This window comes from Roseibium aquae (genome assembly GCF_008711285.1).
Classification (GTDB): Bacteria; Pseudomonadota; Alphaproteobacteria; order Rhizobiales; family Stappiaceae; genus Roseibium; species Roseibium aquae.
Window position 1 is genome coordinate 175,785 of sequence record NZ_VXDC01000003.1, and the last position, 17,730, is coordinate 193,514.

Annotated in this window: 17 protein-coding genes and 1 riboswitch; of the genes, 12 read left to right on the plus strand and 5 right to left on the minus strand. The window is 61.3% G+C overall.

Translation table 11 applies throughout. The features are described from left to right. Positions 1–9 precede the first annotated feature (9 nt). On the plus strand, positions 10–1,680 hold the full coding sequence (locus tag F0184_RS06470) for a formate--tetrahydrofolate ligase (RefSeq protein ID WP_150495348.1): 1,671 nt from the start codon (positions 10–12) through the stop codon (positions 1,678–1,680). A gap of 118 nt (positions 1,681–1,798) precedes the next feature. Here the strand turns inward: F0184_RS06470 and F0184_RS06475 are convergent, their stop codons facing one another. Together F0184_RS06475 and F0184_RS06480 are read right to left on the minus strand one after the other, a co-directional pair. Beyond that, positions 1,799–2,884: an FAD-binding oxidoreductase gene (locus tag F0184_RS06475; RefSeq protein WP_150495349.1), complete on the minus strand. Its 1,086-nt coding sequence runs from the start codon at positions 2,882–2,884 to the stop codon at positions 1,799–1,801. Positions 2,885–2,887: 3 nt separating this feature from the next. Further along, a complete protein-coding gene (locus F0184_RS06480; RefSeq protein WP_150495350.1) occupies positions 2,888–4,120 on the minus strand; it encodes an aromatic ring-hydroxylating oxygenase subunit alpha in 1,233 nt (410 codons plus the stop codon). A 137-nt stretch (positions 4,121–4,257) separates the two neighbouring features. Then, positions 4,258–4,446: riboswitch (cobalamin riboswitch) on the minus strand. Positions 4,447–4,750: 304 nt separating this feature from the next. On the opposite strand from F0184_RS06480, the gene F0184_RS06485 reads away from it, so the two are divergent. The 8 genes from F0184_RS06485 (at position 4,751) to F0184_RS06520 (ending at position 13,038) form a co-directional block, all read left to right on the plus strand. Then, positions 4,751–5,455 carry a corrinoid protein gene (locus F0184_RS06485; protein ID WP_150495351.1) on the plus strand — a complete coding sequence of 235 codons (705 nt, stop codon included), beginning with the start codon at positions 4,751–4,753 and terminating at the stop codon, positions 5,453–5,455. A 24-nt stretch (positions 5,456–5,479) separates the two neighbouring features. Next, positions 5,480–6,127 carry a DUF1638 domain-containing protein gene (locus F0184_RS06490; protein ID WP_150495352.1) on the plus strand — a complete coding sequence of 216 codons (648 nt, stop codon included), beginning with the start codon at positions 5,480–5,482 and terminating at the stop codon, positions 6,125–6,127. A 123-nt stretch (positions 6,128–6,250) separates the two neighbouring features. Then, positions 6,251–6,553: a virulence factor gene (locus F0184_RS06495; RefSeq protein WP_150495353.1), complete on the plus strand. Its 303-nt coding sequence runs from the start codon at positions 6,251–6,253 to the stop codon at positions 6,551–6,553. Beyond that, positions 6,546–7,430, plus strand: coding sequence for a methylenetetrahydrofolate reductase (locus F0184_RS06500; protein WP_150495354.1), 885 nt, complete (start codon positions 6,546–6,548; stop codon positions 7,428–7,430). The genes F0184_RS06495 and F0184_RS06500 overlap by 8 nt, the downstream gene beginning before the upstream one ends. A gap of 13 nt (positions 7,431–7,443) precedes the next feature. Beyond that, positions 7,444–8,397, plus strand: a complete 954-nt coding sequence (locus F0184_RS06505) for a methyltetrahydrofolate cobalamin methyltransferase (RefSeq protein ID WP_150495355.1) — start codon at positions 7,444–7,446, stop codon at positions 8,395–8,397. 332 nt (positions 8,398–8,729) lie between these two features. After that, entirely contained in the window at positions 8,730–9,083 is a 354-nt protein-coding gene (locus tag F0184_RS06510; RefSeq protein WP_150495356.1) for an endonuclease domain-containing protein, read from the plus strand. Between the two features lie 462 nt (positions 9,084–9,545). Next, positions 9,546–11,576, plus strand: coding sequence for an ASKHA domain-containing protein (locus tag F0184_RS06515; RefSeq protein WP_150495357.1), 2,031 nt, complete (start codon positions 9,546–9,548; stop codon positions 11,574–11,576). Between the two features lie 112 nt (positions 11,577–11,688). Further along, positions 11,689–13,038: an MFS transporter gene (locus F0184_RS06520; protein WP_150495358.1), complete on the plus strand. Its 1,350-nt coding sequence runs from the start codon at positions 11,689–11,691 to the stop codon at positions 13,036–13,038. A 4-nt stretch (positions 13,039–13,042) separates the two neighbouring features. Here F0184_RS06520 and F0184_RS06525 read toward each other — a convergent pair whose 3' ends face one another. The 3 genes from F0184_RS06525 to F0184_RS06535 form a co-directional block, all read right to left on the minus strand. Next, entirely contained in the window at positions 13,043–13,453 is a 411-nt protein-coding gene (locus F0184_RS06525; RefSeq protein ID WP_150495359.1) for a DUF1499 domain-containing protein, read from the minus strand. Positions 13,454–13,594: 141 nt separating this feature from the next. Further along, complete coding sequence (locus tag F0184_RS20680; RefSeq protein ID WP_206668310.1) at positions 13,595–14,296, minus strand: SH3 domain-containing protein; 702 nt, start codon at positions 14,294–14,296, stop codon at positions 13,595–13,597. Between the two features lie 98 nt (positions 14,297–14,394). Beyond that, positions 14,395–14,703 carry an EF-hand domain-containing protein gene (locus F0184_RS06535; protein WP_172972011.1) on the minus strand — a complete coding sequence of 103 codons (309 nt, stop codon included), beginning with the start codon at positions 14,701–14,703 and terminating at the stop codon, positions 14,395–14,397. Positions 14,704–14,907: 204 nt separating this feature from the next. Between F0184_RS06535 and F0184_RS06540 the strand changes: the two genes are divergently transcribed. The 3 genes from F0184_RS06540 (at position 14,908) to F0184_RS06550 (ending at position 17,601) form a co-directional block, all read left to right on the plus strand. Beyond that, complete coding sequence (locus tag F0184_RS06540) at positions 14,908–15,642, plus strand: response regulator (RefSeq protein ID WP_150495360.1); 735 nt, start codon at positions 14,908–14,910, stop codon at positions 15,640–15,642. Further along, positions 15,630–16,973, plus strand: coding sequence for a sensor histidine kinase (locus F0184_RS06545; RefSeq protein WP_150495361.1), 1,344 nt, complete (start codon positions 15,630–15,632; stop codon positions 16,971–16,973). The genes F0184_RS06540 and F0184_RS06545 overlap by 13 nt, the downstream gene beginning before the upstream one ends. A 280-nt stretch (positions 16,974–17,253) precedes the next feature. Then, positions 17,254–17,601: a hypothetical protein gene (locus F0184_RS06550; RefSeq protein WP_150495362.1), complete on the plus strand. Its 348-nt coding sequence runs from the start codon at positions 17,254–17,256 to the stop codon at positions 17,599–17,601. Positions 17,602–17,730 lie beyond the last annotated feature (129 nt).

The following is a 17,730-nucleotide window of genomic DNA, read 5'->3' on the forward strand; positions in this document are numbered from 1 at the left end:
GAAACATTCATGGCGAGCGACATCGACATTGCCAGAGCAGCCAAACTGAAGCCCATTCAGGACATCGCGGCGCGGATCGGGGTGCCCGACGATGCGCTGATCCCTTATGGAAGAACAAAAGCGAAGATCTCCGGGGAGTTCCTGAAATCCCTTGAACATCGGCCGGACGGCAAGCTCATACTGGTGACCGCCATCAACCCGACACCCGCCGGTGAAGGCAAGACGACCACCACAGTCGGTCTTGGAGATGGTCTCAACAGGATCGGCCGGAAAGCTGTGATCTGCCTGCGGGAGCCATCGCTCGGCCCCTGCTTTGGCATGAAAGGCGGCGCGGCGGGCGGCGGCAAAGCGCAGGTCGTGCCGATGGAGGATATCAATCTCCATTTCACCGGCGACTTCCACGCCATCACCTCCGCCCACAATCTGCTCTCGGCCTTGATCGAGAATCACATCTATTGGGGCAACGAACTGGAAATCGATCAGAGGCGGGTCGTCTGGCGCCGGGTCATGGACATGAATGACCGGGCGTTGCGCCAAATCGTGTGCTCGCTCGGAGGGGTGTCCAACGGTTTTCCGCGTGAAGGCGGCTTCGACATCACGGTGGCCTCCGAGATCATGGCGATCCTGTGCCTTGCGACGGATCTGACCGATCTTCAGCAGCGGCTGGGTGATATCATTGTCGCCTACCGGCGCGACCGGACGGCCGTCACCGCCCGCGATCTTCAGGCCGATGGGGCGATGACGGTTCTCCTGAAGGAAGCGATCCAGCCGAACCTGGTGCAGACGCTGGAAAACAACCCCGCTTTCATCCACGGCGGACCGTTTGCGAACATCGCCCACGGCTGCAACTCGGTGATGGCAACCCGCTCCGCCTTGAAACTGGCCGACTATGTCGTCACCGAGGCCGGTTTCGGCGCCGATCTGGGCGCGGAAAAGTTTTTCGACATCAAATGCCGCAAGGCCGGGCTGCATCCCGACGCGGCCGTCATCGTGGCAACCGTGCGCGCGCTGAAGATGAACGGCGGCGTCGCCAAGGAAGATCTGGGCGCGGAAAACGTCCAAGCGGTGAAAAATGGCTGCGTCAATCTTGGCCGCCACATCGAGAACATCAAACAATTCGGGGTACCGGCAATCGTCGCGATCAACCACTTCACCGCCGACACCGGAGCGGAAGTCGAGGCGGTGAAGGAATTTTGCGCGGGGCTGGGTGTCGAGGCTGTGCTGGCGTCCCATTGGGCCGAGGGCTCGGAGGGTACGGTGGAACTGGCGGAAAAGGTCGCCGTGCTCGCAGAAAGCGGAATGGCCCAATTCGCCCCGCTTTACGAGGACGGCCTGTCGCTCCTTGGGAAAATCGAGGCCATCGCCAAGCGGATATACCGTGCGGACGATGTGCTGGCCGACAATTCCGTTCGTGATCAATTGAGACGCTGGGAAGCCGACGGGTTCGGCCACCTGCCCGTGTGCATGGCCAAGACGCAATACTCGTTCTCGACCGATCCGAGCCGGCTGGGCGCGCCCAACGGCCACAGCGTGCCGGTGCGCGAGGTGCGCCTGTCCGCCGGTGCCGGGTTCGTCGTCGCGATCTGCGGCGAAATCATGACAATGCCCGGCCTGCCGCGCGTGCCCTCGGCCAATCACATCAAGCTGAACGACCAGGGGATGATCGAGGGATTGTTCTAAACGCGGAACAGACCGGGACGGGCCGTATCAACCCGGTCAGATCGGAGCGCGCTGCGGTATCAATCTGACCGGGAACTCATTCAACGGATCGGGCGTTTTGTTTGAAACGCCCGCTCACCTAGACTTCGACCTCGACCTTGCCCATCGGGTGGGAACAACAGGCAAGGATGTAGCCTGCTTCAATGTCGTCTTCCGAAATGCCGCCGCTGTGGACCATGTGCACTTCACCGGCCGTTTTCTTTATCTTGCACGTGCCACACACACCGAAGGTGCAGCCCGAGGGAATATTCAGACCGGCAGACCGGGCCGCATTGAGCACCGTATCGGTTTCCGTGCACCGGGTCCGAACGTCGGAGTGCAGGAAATAGATCTCGGCGGTTTCCGTTTCATCCGGCACAACATCGTCGAGCACGGGAACCTCCGCCGCCGTTGCGGCCGGGGCGTGGAAGCTCTCCTGATGATACCGGGTCATATCGAAACCGAGGGCGGTGAGCGCATCGCGGACCGCCTGCATGAACTCTTCCGGCCCGCAGCAGAAGACTTCCCGCTCCAGGTAATCCGGTGCCATCAGGCCCAGCATCACCTGGTTCAACCGGCCCTGATAGCCGGTCCAAACCTTGAACCGGTCATTCGTCCCGACCACAAATTTCAGGTCGATCCCGGGGACGCGGCTGGCCATGTGCTCCAGGCGGTCCCGGAAAATGATCTCCGAGGGCCGCTTGGCGCAATTTATCAGAACCACATCCGGTTCGCTGCCCTGATCGAACATGTAGGTGACCATCGACATCATCGGCGTGATTCCGGACCCTGCCGAGATCAAGAGATACTTGTCGCAAGGCGCGAGCTTGTGGCTGAACACGCCAGCCGGTCCCATCGCCTTTATCCGCATGCCGGGTTCGAGATTGTCGAGCATCCACCGCGTTCCCAAGCTGTCCGCTTGCGCCTTCACGGTTACGGAGATCGCAAGAGGACGCGAGGGGGAGGACGAGATGGTATAGGTGCGGTAGAGCGGCCCGCCGGGCACCGGCAACTCCAGGGTCAGAAACTGCCCCGGCAGATAGTCGAACATCGCCCCGGACGGCGCCCGGAAGCAAAACGTCGCCACGTTCGGCCCCTCCGGGATCACGGAGGTGCACTCAAGAAGCTCGCTGTCATGCCAGATCAGGGATCCGGCGGCGGCGGCAGGCGACGTGATCTCGGTCATGGCTTACTCCGCGGCCAGCATGAGCGGCTGCACCCGGCGCCGCAGCGCCTCGCAATACCAGTCGACAAACTGGATGACGCCGCTTTCTTGAAGCCGCGAGTAGGGTCCGGGCTCGTAGGCGGGCGACAGAATGCCGTGCTGGTTGTCCTCCACCACCCGGCGATCCTCGTCATTCGTCGCGGTCCAAACCTCCGTCAAGGTCTTCAGGTCATAGTCGCGGCCCTCGACCGCGTCCTTGTGCACCAGCCACTTGGTTGTCACTTCCGTCTCCATCGGACTGATCGGCGTGACCCTGAAAACCAGCGAGTGATCGGGCAGGAAATGATTCCACGTGGTCGGATAGTGGAACTTCAACAAGGCGCCCGCATCGGCGAACGGAACCCGGCCAAGCGGCTTCGTCACGGCGGCCTTGCCCGTCATGGTGTAGCTCACGGCGCCGCTTTTCAGCGGCATGCGGGCGAGGCGATACTGGCCGTCTTCGGCAAGCGTGAAAGCCGAGGGGAGATTGACGGCTTCCAGCCGGGCGAAATGCGCCGCCAGGTTTTCGGGCATGTCCCCGCCGGAAATCCCGGTCACGTTCGGGTCGTCCGGGAACGAACGGCACAACGCGGGATGGTTCCCGCCGCAATGATAGCATTCGCGGTTGTTTTCCCAGACAAGCTTCCAGTTGCCGTTCTCGATGATCGAACTCTCGAACGCGACCTTGGCATTGGCGAGATCGTGCGGCGCCAGATAGGTTTCGGCCAGCTCGGCGAACGCGTCAAAGGCCGGTGGCGTCTCCGCAAGACAGATATAGACCAGCCCGGCCACTTCGCGGCAGTGAACAGTCTTCAGGCCATGCGCGCCCGGATCGAAATCGGAGCCCATATCCCGTGCCCAGAGCAAGGATCCATCCAACTCGTAGGTCCACTGGTGGTACGGGCACACAAGCTTGGGCGCCGTGCCCTTCTGGGCCTTGCAAAGGATCGACCCGCGATGCCGGCACGTGTTGTGAAAAGCCCGGATTTCACCATCCTGGCCGCGCACGATCACGATACGGTAGGCGCCGATCTTGTGCGTGACATAGTTGCCCGCTTTGGGAACCTCGCAGGCCGGGATCGCAAACAGCCACTCCCGGTAGAAGATCGTCTCCAGATCGAGGGCGAAAATGTCCGGATCAACATAAAACCCCTGCTCGAGCGCGTAGCCCGGCTTGCGTTCCTGAAGCATCGCGAGCGCCTTGTGCTCTGCCTGCATGTCGGTTCTCCAACGGCCGCACAATGGCGGCAGACCAATCCCTCAATTCACCGGGAAGAGGACGCGAGCAACAGGCTGAAGGGCCGATACCGACCCTTGCAAAAACCCTGCGCCCAGACCGCCCGCCGCGTTCCGGCATCATTCGTATAAGCAAGGCTGGTTTCCGGACTCCGGACGGCTTTGTTCCAGCCGGTCGCAGCGCCTTCCCGGATCCTCCCCAGTGGCCCTTGCCGCGCCTTTTCCCGTTACCGTTGCGGGGGCAGTGCCGGTCTCTCACCGGCTTCCCAATTCTCAGCTTTCGCTGCACCTTGCGTCGAGGGTGGATATCACCCGCCTATGGGTTTCCAGCACGCGAAAACGACATGCCCTTGCCCGATTAAGACATGCCGCGCGGCTTCCCCAGCAGCGCGCGCGCCCCCGCCCCAACTCACTCGAAAGCCACTGATACTTTAAGGCGTCCTTCACCTTTTCCAAACCCGGAGCGACGGAAGGCAAGCCAGCGCAGCAGGCTGTCGCAGGTACGACTTGGCATGTCGTTTTAGGAATACCTGCAACCGAGCTCTTATCCATAACCTGAGCGTCGGATTGATTGCGCTTTTCGGTGCCCCGGCGCTGTTCTGGAGACCTCCCATGTCCAACGATGAAGACATCGACCTGTCGGCCCTTTCCGACGACGAGCTTGTCGAGCAGATGCATGACGACCTTTATGACGGTTTGCAGGAGGAGATCCGGGACGCGGTCAACATCCTGCTGGACCGCGGCTGGGCGCCCTATGACATTTTGACCAAGGCGCTGGTCGAGGGCATGCGCATTGTTGGGGTTGATTTCCGCGATGGCATTCTGTTCGTGCCGGAAGTCCTGCTGTCCGCCAACGCGATGAAGGCGGGCATGAGCATCCTGCGCCCGCTTCTGGCGGAAACCGGCGCGCCGAAGGTCGGCAAGATGGTGATCGGCACCGTGAAGGGCGACATCCACGACATCGGCAAGAACCTCGTCTCGATGATGATGGAAGGAGCCGGGTTCGAGGTCATCGACATCGGCATCAACAATCCGGTCGAGAACTATCTGGCCGCTCTTGAGGAACACCAGCCAGACATTCTCGGCATGTCGGCCCTTTTGACGACCACCATGCCCTATATGAAGGTCGTGATCGACGAGATGAAGGCCAAGGGAATCCGGGACGACTATATCGTGCTGGTGGGCGGCGCACCGCTCAACGAGGAATTCGGAGAAGCCGTCGGCGCCGACGGGTATTGCCGGGACGCGGCTGTGGCAGTCGAAATGGCAAAGGACCTGATCGCAAGACGGCACAACCAGCTTGCCGGCAGGGCCTGACCACCGGTTTGACGGGATGACGCCATGACGGCCGGCGTTCCCCTTTTCGAATTTGCAGACACTCCGGACCCGGCCAGGAAAACTGGCCGGGTTCTCGTGATTGCGTGTGGCGCGCTCGCCCGCGAAATTCTTGCGATCAAGGCGGCCAACGGGCTGGACCACATCGACCTGACCTGCCTGCCCGCCCAGTTGCACAATACGCCGGACAAGATCCCCGGTGAGGTCAAACGCGAAATCCTCGCGCAACAGCCATTTTATGACGAGATCCTGATTGCGTATGCCGATTGCGGCACCGGCGGTCTTTTGGACAAGGTTCTGGAAGACACCGGCACAAGGCGCATCGAAGGGGCGCATTGCTATGCCTTCTTCACTGGCCTTGAGGCGTTCGACCGGCTTGAAGACGGTCAACTCGGGACGTTCTACCTGACCGATTTTCTGGCCCGGCACTTCCAGACCATGGTGATCGAACCGCTCGGTCTCGACTGGCATCCGCAATTGCGGGACATGTATTTCGCCCACTACACCCGCGTGCTCTATCTGGCGCAGACGGAGGACCCGGCGCTGGAAGCGGCGGCAAGAGCCGCCGCGGACCGGCTCGGCCTGCCCTTCGAAATTCAGAAAACCGGCTACGGCATGCTGACCGGCTTTCTGAAAAACACTTCGGCGGCATGACGCCCGAAAGAACGTTGCGGCATACGCAAAAAACCAAAGTCGTTTTTTGATTTTCCAGTGCCGTTTTCAAGCGTCTTGCGAGGGACCAAAACCCGCAATCATGGGGTCAAGAGGACGTTGCACATGGCACAGAAGATAATCGTTTTCTGGCGGGATATCCCGGCCCAGATCCTGGTCAAGAATGGACGCAAGTCCGCCCGCCGGGAAATGCCGCCCGCCTTCATGGAAGCGATCGACGCCTGCGCCATGCGGATCGGCGCCAAGGACAGCGACGCCTATATGGCGGAATGGCGCCGGGCCGGCCCCATCGACGTGTCCGATGATCTGGAGCAGGAGGCGGACGCCGCCCTTGCCGAACTGACTGCGGCCTATCCCAAGGACCGCCTGAAGACGCTGCTTGACCAGGGAGGCAAGGAAGATGACTGACCCCCGCCTGACGCCGCAGGGCCGCCTTGCCGCCTCGACCGAGATGTCCCCCAAACAGGTGACCGAAAAGAGCGAGCTTCTGGACTTCATTCCGGCCGGAACGCGGGTCTATGTCACCGATCTGGGCAACGCTCCGGAGGACATGATTGTGTCGGCGGCCCGCATCTTGCGGGACAACGGATTGACGCCGGTGCCGCACATGGCTGCGCGCCGCTATGCGTCCCTGGACGCGTTCACCCGCCGGATCAGCCGTCTGACCCAGGAAGCCGGTGTAACGGATGTGCTGGCGATCGCGGGCGAAGCCGACACCTCCGGCCCCCTCACCTCTTCCGTGGCCCTGCTGGAAACCGGACTGTTCGACAAGCTCGGCATCAAAACCATTGCCATTGCCGGGCACCCGGAAGGGGCACCGGATATCAAGCCCGAGGTCATCAAGTCGTTTTTGCTGCGCAAGCATGAGCTAGCCCTTGAAAGCGACGCCCATTTCCTCCTTGTCACCCAGTTCGGCTTTGATCCGGCCCGGGTCAATCTGTGGCTCGACGAGATCGCCGCCTGGGGCAACAAGTTCCCTGTTCACATAGGCGTGGCGGGACCGGCCAAGATGACGACCTTGATCAAGTACGCCGCCTTCGCGGGTGTCGAGAATTCGCTGAATTTCCTTAAAAAGCGCGGCGGTTCCGTCGTCTCGATGCTCGCGGGCTATGATCCCGAAACCATGGCCGCCCCACTGGAAACCCGGCTGCAAACGCGCCCGCATTCGCAGCTTGCGCAACTGCATGTCTACCCGTTTGGCGGCATCCAAAAGACCGGCGAGTGGCTGGCGGCACGCGGAAGCTGGTCCTTTCGCACTCCCGCATCATCGACCCTGACCGCTTGAAAGACCCGTTTTCATGACACGCACCGTCGTCGCTTCGGCCACCAAGGAAATCATCATCGGCTTTGACCAGCCCTTCTGCGTCATTGGCGAGCGTATCAACCCGACCGGGCGCAAGAAGCTCGCCGCGGAAATGATCGAGGGCAATTTCGACACGGTGAAGGCCGACGCGCTTGCCCAGGTCGCCGCAGGTGCCACGATGCTCGACGTCAATGCGGGGGTGACAGCCGTCAACCCGAACGAGACCGAGCCACCACTGCTGGTCAAGACGCTTGAAATCGTTCAGGAACTGGTCGACGTCCCCTTGTCCATCGATTCCTCGGTTACCGCCGCGATCGAAGCCGGTCTCAAGGTCGCCAAGGGCCGCCCGCTGGTCAACTCTGTCACCGGCGAGGAAGAAAAACTGGAGGCCATCCTGCCGCTCATCAAGAAATACGATGTGCCGGTGGTTGCCATCTCCAACGATGAAAGCGGCATTTCCGAGGATCCGGACGTGCGCTTCGCCGTCGCCAAAAAGATCGTCGAGCGTGCCGCAGATTACGGCATTCCCGCTCATGACATCGTGGTCGATCCGTTGGTCATGCCGATCGGCGCGATGGGCACCGCCGGTCAGCAGGTGTTCCAGCTGCTGCGCCGCCTGCGCGAGGAACTCAAGGTCAACACGACCTGCGGCCTCTCGAACGTCTCCTTCGGCCTGCCGCATCGTCACGGCATCAACGCCGCCTTCATTCCGATGGTGATCGCCACCGGTATGACGTCTGCGATCATGAACCCGTGCCGTCCGCAGGAAATGGAGGCGGTGCGCGCCGCCAACGTGCTCAACGGCACCGACCCGAACTGCCACACCTGGATCATGACCTACCGCGACCATCAACCGGCAGCGGCCGGAGCCACAGCGTCCGCCCCCGCCGATGCATCTGGGAGTGGCCGCCGCCGCGGCGGCCGGGCTGGACGGCGCGCGGCGGGCTGAGGGTGTGGTCCGGTGCGTTTCGGTACGTTTTGGGTGCGCAGCATCCCCGATCTATTTTGAAGTTGAAAGGACCCCCCACCCCTAACCCCTCCCCACGAGGGGGAGAGGCCAGAAGCACCGAAAACGCTTCGGAATCGGGAATCCGAACCTAAAGACGTAAACCGGGCGATAAGGTCGTGATCCTGTCGACAAGTCTGATGCTGGTTATCGGGAAAGAGGGCTCACCGAGTTCTGAAACAATGGTTGCGCCACGCCGGAACACGTCCAAAATGCAGGATCTCAAATCCCCCTCCCCCTCGTGGGAAGGGGCTAGGGGTGGGGGGCTGAAAACCATGACGAAACCGGCTGTCAGACGGGCCCGCGCATTGCGCAAGGAAATGACCGAAGGTGAAAGATCCCTCTGGAACGACTTGCGCCAACTGAAAAAATCACACGGCCTTCACGTGCGCCGCCAAGCTCCAATCGGTCTCTATATCGCGGATTTCGTCATTCATGCGCAAAAGCTTGTCATCGAAGTGGACGGCGAGTTTCATCAACGCGAAGAGCGCATGGATCGCGACGGAAAACGCGATGCCTGGTTTTTCCAAAACGGCTACCGGACCTTGCGGATCAGCAGCGGAGATCTTCACGAAAATAAAAACGGCTGCATCGAGGCCATCTTGAACGCTCTGACGGTGGACCCGTGATGATCGGCTCAAGATCCCAATCCTCTCGCTTTCGTTGCCCCCCACCCCTAGCCCCTCCCCACAAGGGGGAGGGGAACTTGAGCATCGAAGGCCTCGTCCCTTCGAACGCCCTACCCGTATCGGCCAGGTCACGCACAACATCAGTATCGAATCCGATCCCAGAATCCCCTCGCCTCTGTGGGGAAGGGACAAGGGTGGAGGGAGGCTCTGCCCTATCGCTTCAGTTCCCAGGCGGTTGGCAGCCAACCAGTCCAAAGCCAAAACCCGCTTTGCGTTCCCCTCCTACTTTTCGGGAGGGAGACAAAGGCCCCTGTTCGCTCGGCCATCACGCGCGTCCCGGATTGAGTTGCGATATGGAAGATGATGACCATCAGGCACGATCCCAAATCCCCCTCCCCCTCGTGGGGAGGGGTCAGGGGTGGGGAAAAGGACATCCGATGAGTGCATCAAGAAGACACGCACATGACTGATACACAACGCCAAGCCAAAGTCGTGTTTCAACCCAGCGGCCGCCGCGGAACGTTTCCGATCGGAACGCCGCTCCTGGACGCGGCCCGTTCGCTCGGGGTTTACGTGGAATCGGTTTGCGGCGGACGCGGGATCTGCGGGCGCTGCCAGATCTCGGTCTCCGAAGGGGCTTTCGCCAAGGAAAACGTGACCAGCAGCGCGGGTAACCTGGCCGGGGCGACGGAGGCTGAAAACCGCTATGCGGAGCTGCGCAACCTGCCCGCCGACAGGCGCCTGTCCTGCCAGGCCAAGATCCTTGGCGATCTCGTCATTGATGTCCCGACCGATGCCCAGACCAACCGTCAGGTCGTGCGCAAACGGGCCGAGGCCAAGGCGATCGAGCCGAAATCCGCGGTCTCGCTGCACACTGTCACGCTTGCCGAACCGGACATGCATGTGCCGCGCGGCGACGTGGACCGGTTGCGCGAAGCCTTGAAAGACGCCGCTGGCCTCACAGACCTGGCTGTCGATCCGGCCCTGCTGCCGCGGGTCCAGGCAATCCTGCGCCAGGGCAAATGGACCGTGACCGCCGCGATCTACCGTGACGCCCTCGAGCCTGCGACCCTGACGGCGCTCTGGCCGGGCGAGAAGTCCGCCGTCTACGGGCTTGCGGTCGATATCGGGTCAACGACCATCGCCGCGCATTTGTGCAATCTCCAGAACGGGCGCACGGTCTCCTCCCAAGGCACCTCCAATCCCCAGATCCGCTTCGGCGAAGACCTGATGTCCCGGGTGTCCTATGTGCAGATGAACCCGTCCAAACTCCCGGACCTGACCAAGGCCGTGCGCAATGCGATCAATGCTCTGGTCGGCAAGCTGGTCGGCGATGTCGGCGCGGAGCGCTCGGACATTTTGGACGCCACTTTCGTCGGCAACCCGGTGATGCATCACCTCTTCCTCGGCATTGATCCGGTGGAACTGGGCGGCGCGCCGTTTGCGCTTGCCGCCTCCGACGCCATGGTGCTGAAGGCCCGCGATCTCGACCTCGAGCTTAATCCGGGCGCGCGGGTCTATATGCTGCCCTGTATTGCCGGGCATGTCGGCGCCGATGCCGCCGCCGCCACGCTCTCGGAAGCCCCGCACAAGGCCGAAGACATCACGCTGCTTGTCGACGTCGGCACCAATGCGGAGATCGTTCTGGGCAACAAGGACCGGCTTTTGGCCGCCTCCTCTCCCACCGGTCCGGCCTTTGAGGGGGCAGAGATTTCCTCCGGCCAGCGCGCCGCGCCCGGCGCCATCGAGCGCATCCGCATCGACAAGGACACTCTGGAACCGCGCTACAAGGTGATCGGCGTCGATGAATGGTCCGATGAAGAAGGGTTTGAAAACAAGATCGACGGAGTCGGTGTGACCGGCATTTGCGGATCCGGCATCATTGAAGCGGTTGCCGAGATGTATCTGGCCAGGCTGATCACCGAAGACGGGGTGATCGACGGGGCGATGGCGGAGCGGACGCCGCGCATTCGGCCCAAAGGCCGGACATTTTCCTATCACATTGCTGACCGCGACGTGGACATCTCCATCCTGCAGACCGACATCCGCGCCATTCAGCTTGCCAAGGCGGCACTGTATGCCGGCGTAAAGCTGTTGCAGGACAAGCTGGGAACGGCACAGCTGGACCGGATCAAACTGGCAGGCGCCTTCGGCAGCTACATCGACCCGACTTACGCCATGGTGCTTGGGCTGATCCCAGATTGTCCGATCGACGGCGTCTCGGGCGTTGGCAACGCGGCCGGAACCGGCGCGCGCATGGCCCTGCTCAACACCGGTCACCGGCGCGAGATTGAGCAAACCGTGCGTGAAATCGAGAAGATCGAAACGGCGCTGGAGCCGAAGTTCCAGGAGCATTTCGTGAACGCCATGGCGCTGCCCAACAAGGTCGATCCGTTCCCGAACCTGCGCGCGGCGATTGCCCTGCCCGAACGCAAGGAGGCGTCTTTGAGCACGGAAGGAACCGGCGGCAGACGGCGCCGGCGGCGCGGTTGATCTCAACCGCTCGCCAATCTGAAAAAGAGGTCGATTTCCAATCAAACCGCCTTAGGTGCGTAGGGCATGACTTCTGCCCACGAAACCAGCCGGGATACCGATGGGGCCGCGCATGATTTCTGTCTTATCAAGCATTTGGGCTCTTTTGGTCGGCATCGTCCTGATCATGCTGGGCAACGGCATGCAGTTCACGTTGATCGGGTTGCGGGGCGACATCGAGGGTTTCTCGGCCGCCGAACTCGCCATCGTCACGTCGGGCTACTTCATGGGGTTTTTGTCGGGCGCACGGCTGACCCCGGTTCTTATCCGCCGTGTGGGTCATGTCCGTGTGTTCGCGGCGCTTGGCAGCTTCATGTCCGCTGCCTTGATCGCATTCCCGCTGATGGCAGAACCTTGGGCCTGGACGATCCTGCGGATTCTTGTCGGCTTTTGCATGTCGGGCATTTACGTGACCGCTGAAAGCTGGCTGAACGACGCGGCGACCAACGAGACGCGCGGCAAGGTGCTGTCCGCCTACATGATTGCGCAAACCCTTGGGATCATCGGGGCGCAGGCGCTTTTGACCCTGGGCGATGCCGGAACCGCGGTGCTGTTCATCGGCGCGTCGATCCTCGTTTCGATTTCCTTCTCTCCGATCCTCCTGTCGGTCGGCCACGTGCCGGCCGCCCAGATGACGCGGCCCATGCCGCTTCGGGAATTGTTTCTCGGCTCGCCGCTTGGCACCGTCGGCATCTTCATTCTGGGCAGTATCTATGCCACCCAGTCCGGCATGGGCGCGGTTTATGGCACCGCGATCGGATTGACCGCAGATCAGATCGCCTTTTTCGTGGCGATGCTTTTTGCCGGCGCGCTGGTGCTTCAGTATCCGATCGGCTGGCTGTCCGACCGGATCGACCGGCGCTGGCTGATCTTTGGCGCGTCCGTTCTGGGGGCCTTGTCCTGTGTTGTTGGCATTGCGATCGGCGGAGGGTTCTGGCCCCTGATGGCCTCGGCCTTTTTCGCCGGCGGCGTGACGACCCCACTCTACGCTCTATTTCTCGCCTATACGAATGACGGGCTGCCGCTTGAAGATATGCCGGCGGCGTCCGGCGGTCTGGTGCTGACCTTCGGGATCGGGGCGATCCTGGGTCCCCTCGTGACCGGTTGGGCCATGCAGCAGCTTGGCCCGATCGCGTTCTGGGCGGTCTTGGGGGGCAGTTTCGCGCTGATCGCGATTTATGCGCTTTACCGCATGACCCAGCGCCCGCCGACGCCGGTGGAAGAGACCGAGAGCTACCTCAGTGTTCTGCCCACCGCCACGCCCATCGCCGTCGAGGCCGCCGGTGTGTGGGCCGCCGAACAGGCTGAAGAGCAGACCGAAGAGCAAGGAAGCGCGCCGGACGCGGCCCAAGAGGAGACGCCGAACGGGACCGATCCGGAGGTGAAGCCGACTTCCGCCGCCCCCGGAACCGAACGACGGTAGAGCCTTATTCGGCCAGCCACCGCTGCATCCGGCGCCTGTTCACACCCAGATCGCTGCCGCCGTAGATAAGGTGGGAGTGGATGTGTACGTTCCCACCTTCCACCCAGACCTGTGTCACGTCTGGAAATCCCCAGAACCAAGTCCGATGGACGAAGGCCATGGGTAGATCGCCCGCACCGCCGGACAAACGCCGCGTCCGCGGGGTGGCTGCAATTCGTTTTTCAAGGTCCATAAGATCCAGCGTTCCGGGGGACCGCACGACGTAGTGCCCTCCTGCGAACGAATACTCTCCCGGGGGCTGAGACACCGGGCGTGCCGGAACGTCATCAATCATCACGGGAATGAGACGGATATAGGCGCCCGTTGCAATCACCAGACCCAAAACGCCAGTTGCTGCCCATCCCGCCCAGTTCATATTCCCCCCTTGAAACCAACGCCTGTCCTCCTGCAGTTCTGGTGCGGAAAAACTGTTTGGTCCAGGTTATCTTATGTCCACGGGGACAATTGACCAGACGGCCTAAGGACTTTCCAGGAGCCGGCGCGGGGCCGAGCGTTTTTACCGAAGCCGGGCACCGCCCATAACGGTCCCATCAGGGCCGACAGCGACACCCCGGCAGCCATGGGGTCCGCACCGAGCCGCACCGCTGGCCGTGTTGCCAGCCGGGCCGGTGACGGTTCCGGCCCGCCCGCACCCATACCGCCCACACGCGGCGCCGCCTGTGGCCGTTCCACCGTTGACGCCAGTTGCGGTTCCCGCTCTGCCGCACCCATAGGGGCCGCACCCGGCGCTGCCTGTTGCCGTTGCGCCAGCAGGCCCGACAACAGTGCCGGACCGCACCGTGGCAGCGCCGGCCGGATACGCCGTCCAGCGCCCATACCAGGGATAGGCGGCATAGTAACGGTCCCAATAGGCTCGGTTATAGGTGACAACGGTCACCCCAACGACTGGAGCAACTGCCGGCGTCAGGACAACGGTTCTGCCGTTGTAGACCGTTTGAAGATAGGATGCGGCAACCCAGCCCCTGTGGGTGCTGTAGCTCACGTCGCACCAAGTATAGCCGTCGGTACAGCCATAGGTCACGACCCCCGCGCCTGCCGGAACCGTCACAATCACCGGATAGGCCGTGGATGGCCCTGCGCGTAGATTAACATTAGCGGTGGCAACGGATGTCACTGCGGCTTGAGCAAAGCCGGCCCAAGCGGTGAGCGCGGCAACATTCAAGATAATCGCTGCGAATATGGTCCGGGCATTCGGCATGGTGTTTCGATCCTTGAAAAGGAAGTGTTACATAAGGTCCGGGCGGTTTCCAAGATCGGGGGGCGAGAGGAAACCGCCCGGGCCGAACTCAAACCGCGCTACCGTTGATTAGCAGCGGCTTGCAGTTCGGCGGGGCTGATGATGCCATTTCTGTCCGCGTCGAGGCGTTCAAACGCCATCGCATACCGGTTGGTGCGCTTGATGAGGCCAGACTGGCCAATGCCGTCTTGCGCATTGAGGTCAATGAAGGATTTGAACTCTGCAAATGAAAGAGCGCCATCTCCGTTTGCGTCCGATGCCAGATAGTTGGCCTGAGCTTTCTGCCGCGGGGTCTCTGCCATGGCAAAAGAAGATGTTCCGGCCACCATCACGGCCGCTGCTGCGAGCGCCTTCAAAACCAAGTTCATGATCTGCTCCTCGTTTTTCATCCCCCGTTTGGGGACCAGCGACGCGTTGGTGCCGCCGTGTTCGAAAAGACACTAGAAAAGATGCGTCACGTGAATATCTCGAAACCGAAACACTTCGTATCGATTGGTCAACGCCGTGTAACAGTATGTAATACTGGTCATGTGGGGCTTGTGTCTGATGGAAACGCCCATAAAAGTTCCGGCATGAACGAACGGAGCCCCTACATACTGATTGTTGATGACGATGCCGATATCCGGCGGCTCGTGGCCGAATACCTGACCCGGGAAGGGCTGGAGGTAGACGGGGCCATGGACGCGCGCGAAATGGACGCCCTGCTGGCTCAGCGCCAACCCGACCTGATCGTTCTTGATCTCATGCTGCCCGGTGAGGATGGTCTGTCCATCTGCCGTCGCTTGCGCGTCGAAACAGGGCCGGCGATCCTGATGCTGACCGCCAAGACCGATGAGATCGACCGGGTGGTCGGGCTGGAAATCGGGGCAGATGACTACCTTGGCAAACCGTTCGGCCCACGGGAATTGCTGGCTCGGATCCGCGCCATATTGCGCCGGGGAAAACACCAGCTCGCGCCGGCTACACCGGCATCGAAGCGTTACACATTCGACCGGTTTGTTCTGGATGTGGACGCAAGGCAATTGAGCGACACTCAAGGGCGTCCGCTGACGCTGACGAGCGGCGAGTTCGATCTGCTGTGCTGCTTCGTGCAGCGGGCCCGCCGTGTGATTTCCCGGGATCAGATCCTCGACCAGTTGCACGGCCGCAACGCCGATCCGTTTGACAGATCTGTCGACATGCTTGTCTCGCGCCTCCGGCGAAAACTGGCTGCCGTCAGTCCGCATGCGGAGCTGATCACCACAGTGCGCAACAGCGGGTATCTGTTCACAGCCGTTGTCGAGGACAGGCCATCATGGCCCAACTAAGCCTGCGCTGGCGGCTCGGCATTTTGGTGATAGTGGCCCTGATCGGCCTGTGGCTCGCGGTCATTATTCTAAGCTACATCTCGTACGGCTTGCGCATTCAAGTGAGCGCCCTGCCCGATGCACACCGGCTAGCAGCGACCATCAGACTGATTGAAACCTCGCAAGGCGCAGAGCGGGTTGACGTGTTGGCTGCAGTTGAGGCCCTTTCATTTTCGGTGCGCTTTTCCGATGCGCCCGCCGGGCTGGACAACAATGAACAAGACCTTGCCCCTGCGGATCTTTATTCCGATCATCGGGCCGTGTTCGGGGATCGGGATGTTCGGGTTTTTCAGAAACGGGCAGCTTTTTTTCCACGGTATCTAGCCCACCGCCTCAATCCCTATGTCATCAGTGTCAAGCTGGACTCAGGCGGATGGATGATCGTGACATCTTGGAGCCCCTATCTCACCGATCCTTTGGGCCTTCCCCTTGGACTTAGCGCCGGTCTGACCGGCGTTTTGATCGCGCTCGGCGCATTGATCATCTTGAACCGTGAAATCCGGCCGCTGAAACAACTGGCTGCAGTGTTGAACAAGGTGGACCCTGAAGGCCCGCTGGTAGATGTGCCGGACATCAAAGCCCAGTCTCCAGAACTCAAAGCCCTGATTGCCGCGTTCCAGCATTTGCAGGGCCGGTTGCGAACGCTGATCAAGGCGCGTCTTGCCCTGATCGGCGGTATTCAGCACGACTTGAGAACATTCACCACCCGGCTGCGGCTCCGTGTCGACAAGATTGAAGACGATGGCGAACGGGCCCGCGCTGTCCACGATATCGATGACATTATCGCGCTTTTGAACGACGCCCTTCTAGCGACGCGCACGGGCGCCAACGAGTTGGATGAAGAACTGATAGAGTTCTCCGCGCTAGTCCGTGCCGAAGTGTCCGACAGGGTTCAGGCCGGGGCAAATATCGATCTGCAAATCTTGGAACCCCACCTTAAAGAATCCGTGCTGGGCGACCGGCTCGCCTTGCGGCGGATGGTTGCCAACTTGCTAGAAAACGCCTTGAAATACGGCCTTGAGGCCAACGTTACCCTGAAAGCGTCGGGAGAAACAATCGAGCTCATCGTCGATGATGCCGGTCCCGGCATCCCGCCTGAAAAGCGCGCTTACCTGTTCGAACCCTTTACGCGGCTTGAAGAATCCCGGGATCGGAAAACCGGCGGCTCGGGGCTTGGGCTTGCCATCGTAGGCAATGTCGTGAAGGCCCATGGCGGCACTGTGTCGGTGGACACATCCTCCAAAGGGGGCGCGAGGTTCTGCGTTCGTCTGCCGAAATTCCAGGTGGGTTAGCCGATCATCGAGGGGTGCTTGAAGCAACCAAGCAGCGCTTTCCGAACTCGCGAACAGCGTCGGTTTAGGCCCCCTCAATGCAAGCCAGAGCCCCTTTCTGGCACCGGCTTGAATACACCATTCCCAAACACGTTGCCCCGGCCTGCCCACCGCACCTGTCACAACTGCAATCGCATACTGGCAATCTCTAAAGCTAGCCGCTATCATATGATGAGCTAACCTGAAGGTTCAGGCAAAGTGACGGGTAATTCGCCCGCCGTTCTTCTCAACGGATAAGATGATGGCAATCCTTGTAAAACTGATCCCGCTCATTGGCCTGAGCGCCTCCTTCACTGCCAGTGAAATCGGCTTTTTCGCCGTGCAGAAGCAACTCGAATCCGAGGAACGAACCGGTTGGCTGGCCAGCGAGAATCGCGCCATGCTGCTCACCTTCGGGCTCTTCGCCCTTTTTACGGTGAGCTTCTTCGGGACCTTCATGGCAGCGATGAGCCTGCCCTTCTCGCCGATGACTGATGTGGCGATCGGCCTGGCGGCGGTAACCGCGGCAACGCTGGCAGCCTATGGGATCTTTGGTTTTGCGACCAAACGCACCTCCGCCAAGGCTGTCCGCGCAATCGCCGGGAAGTGAATGACGTTGGCTGGCTTTGAGAGCGTGCCTGCCAGCGCGCTCCCGGCCGGCCGCCTCTGCCGCGTTTTGGCTCTCCAGCTTTCATCCTGATATCGGTTTAGGCTGACCGACCTCTCCCCTGTGAGATGC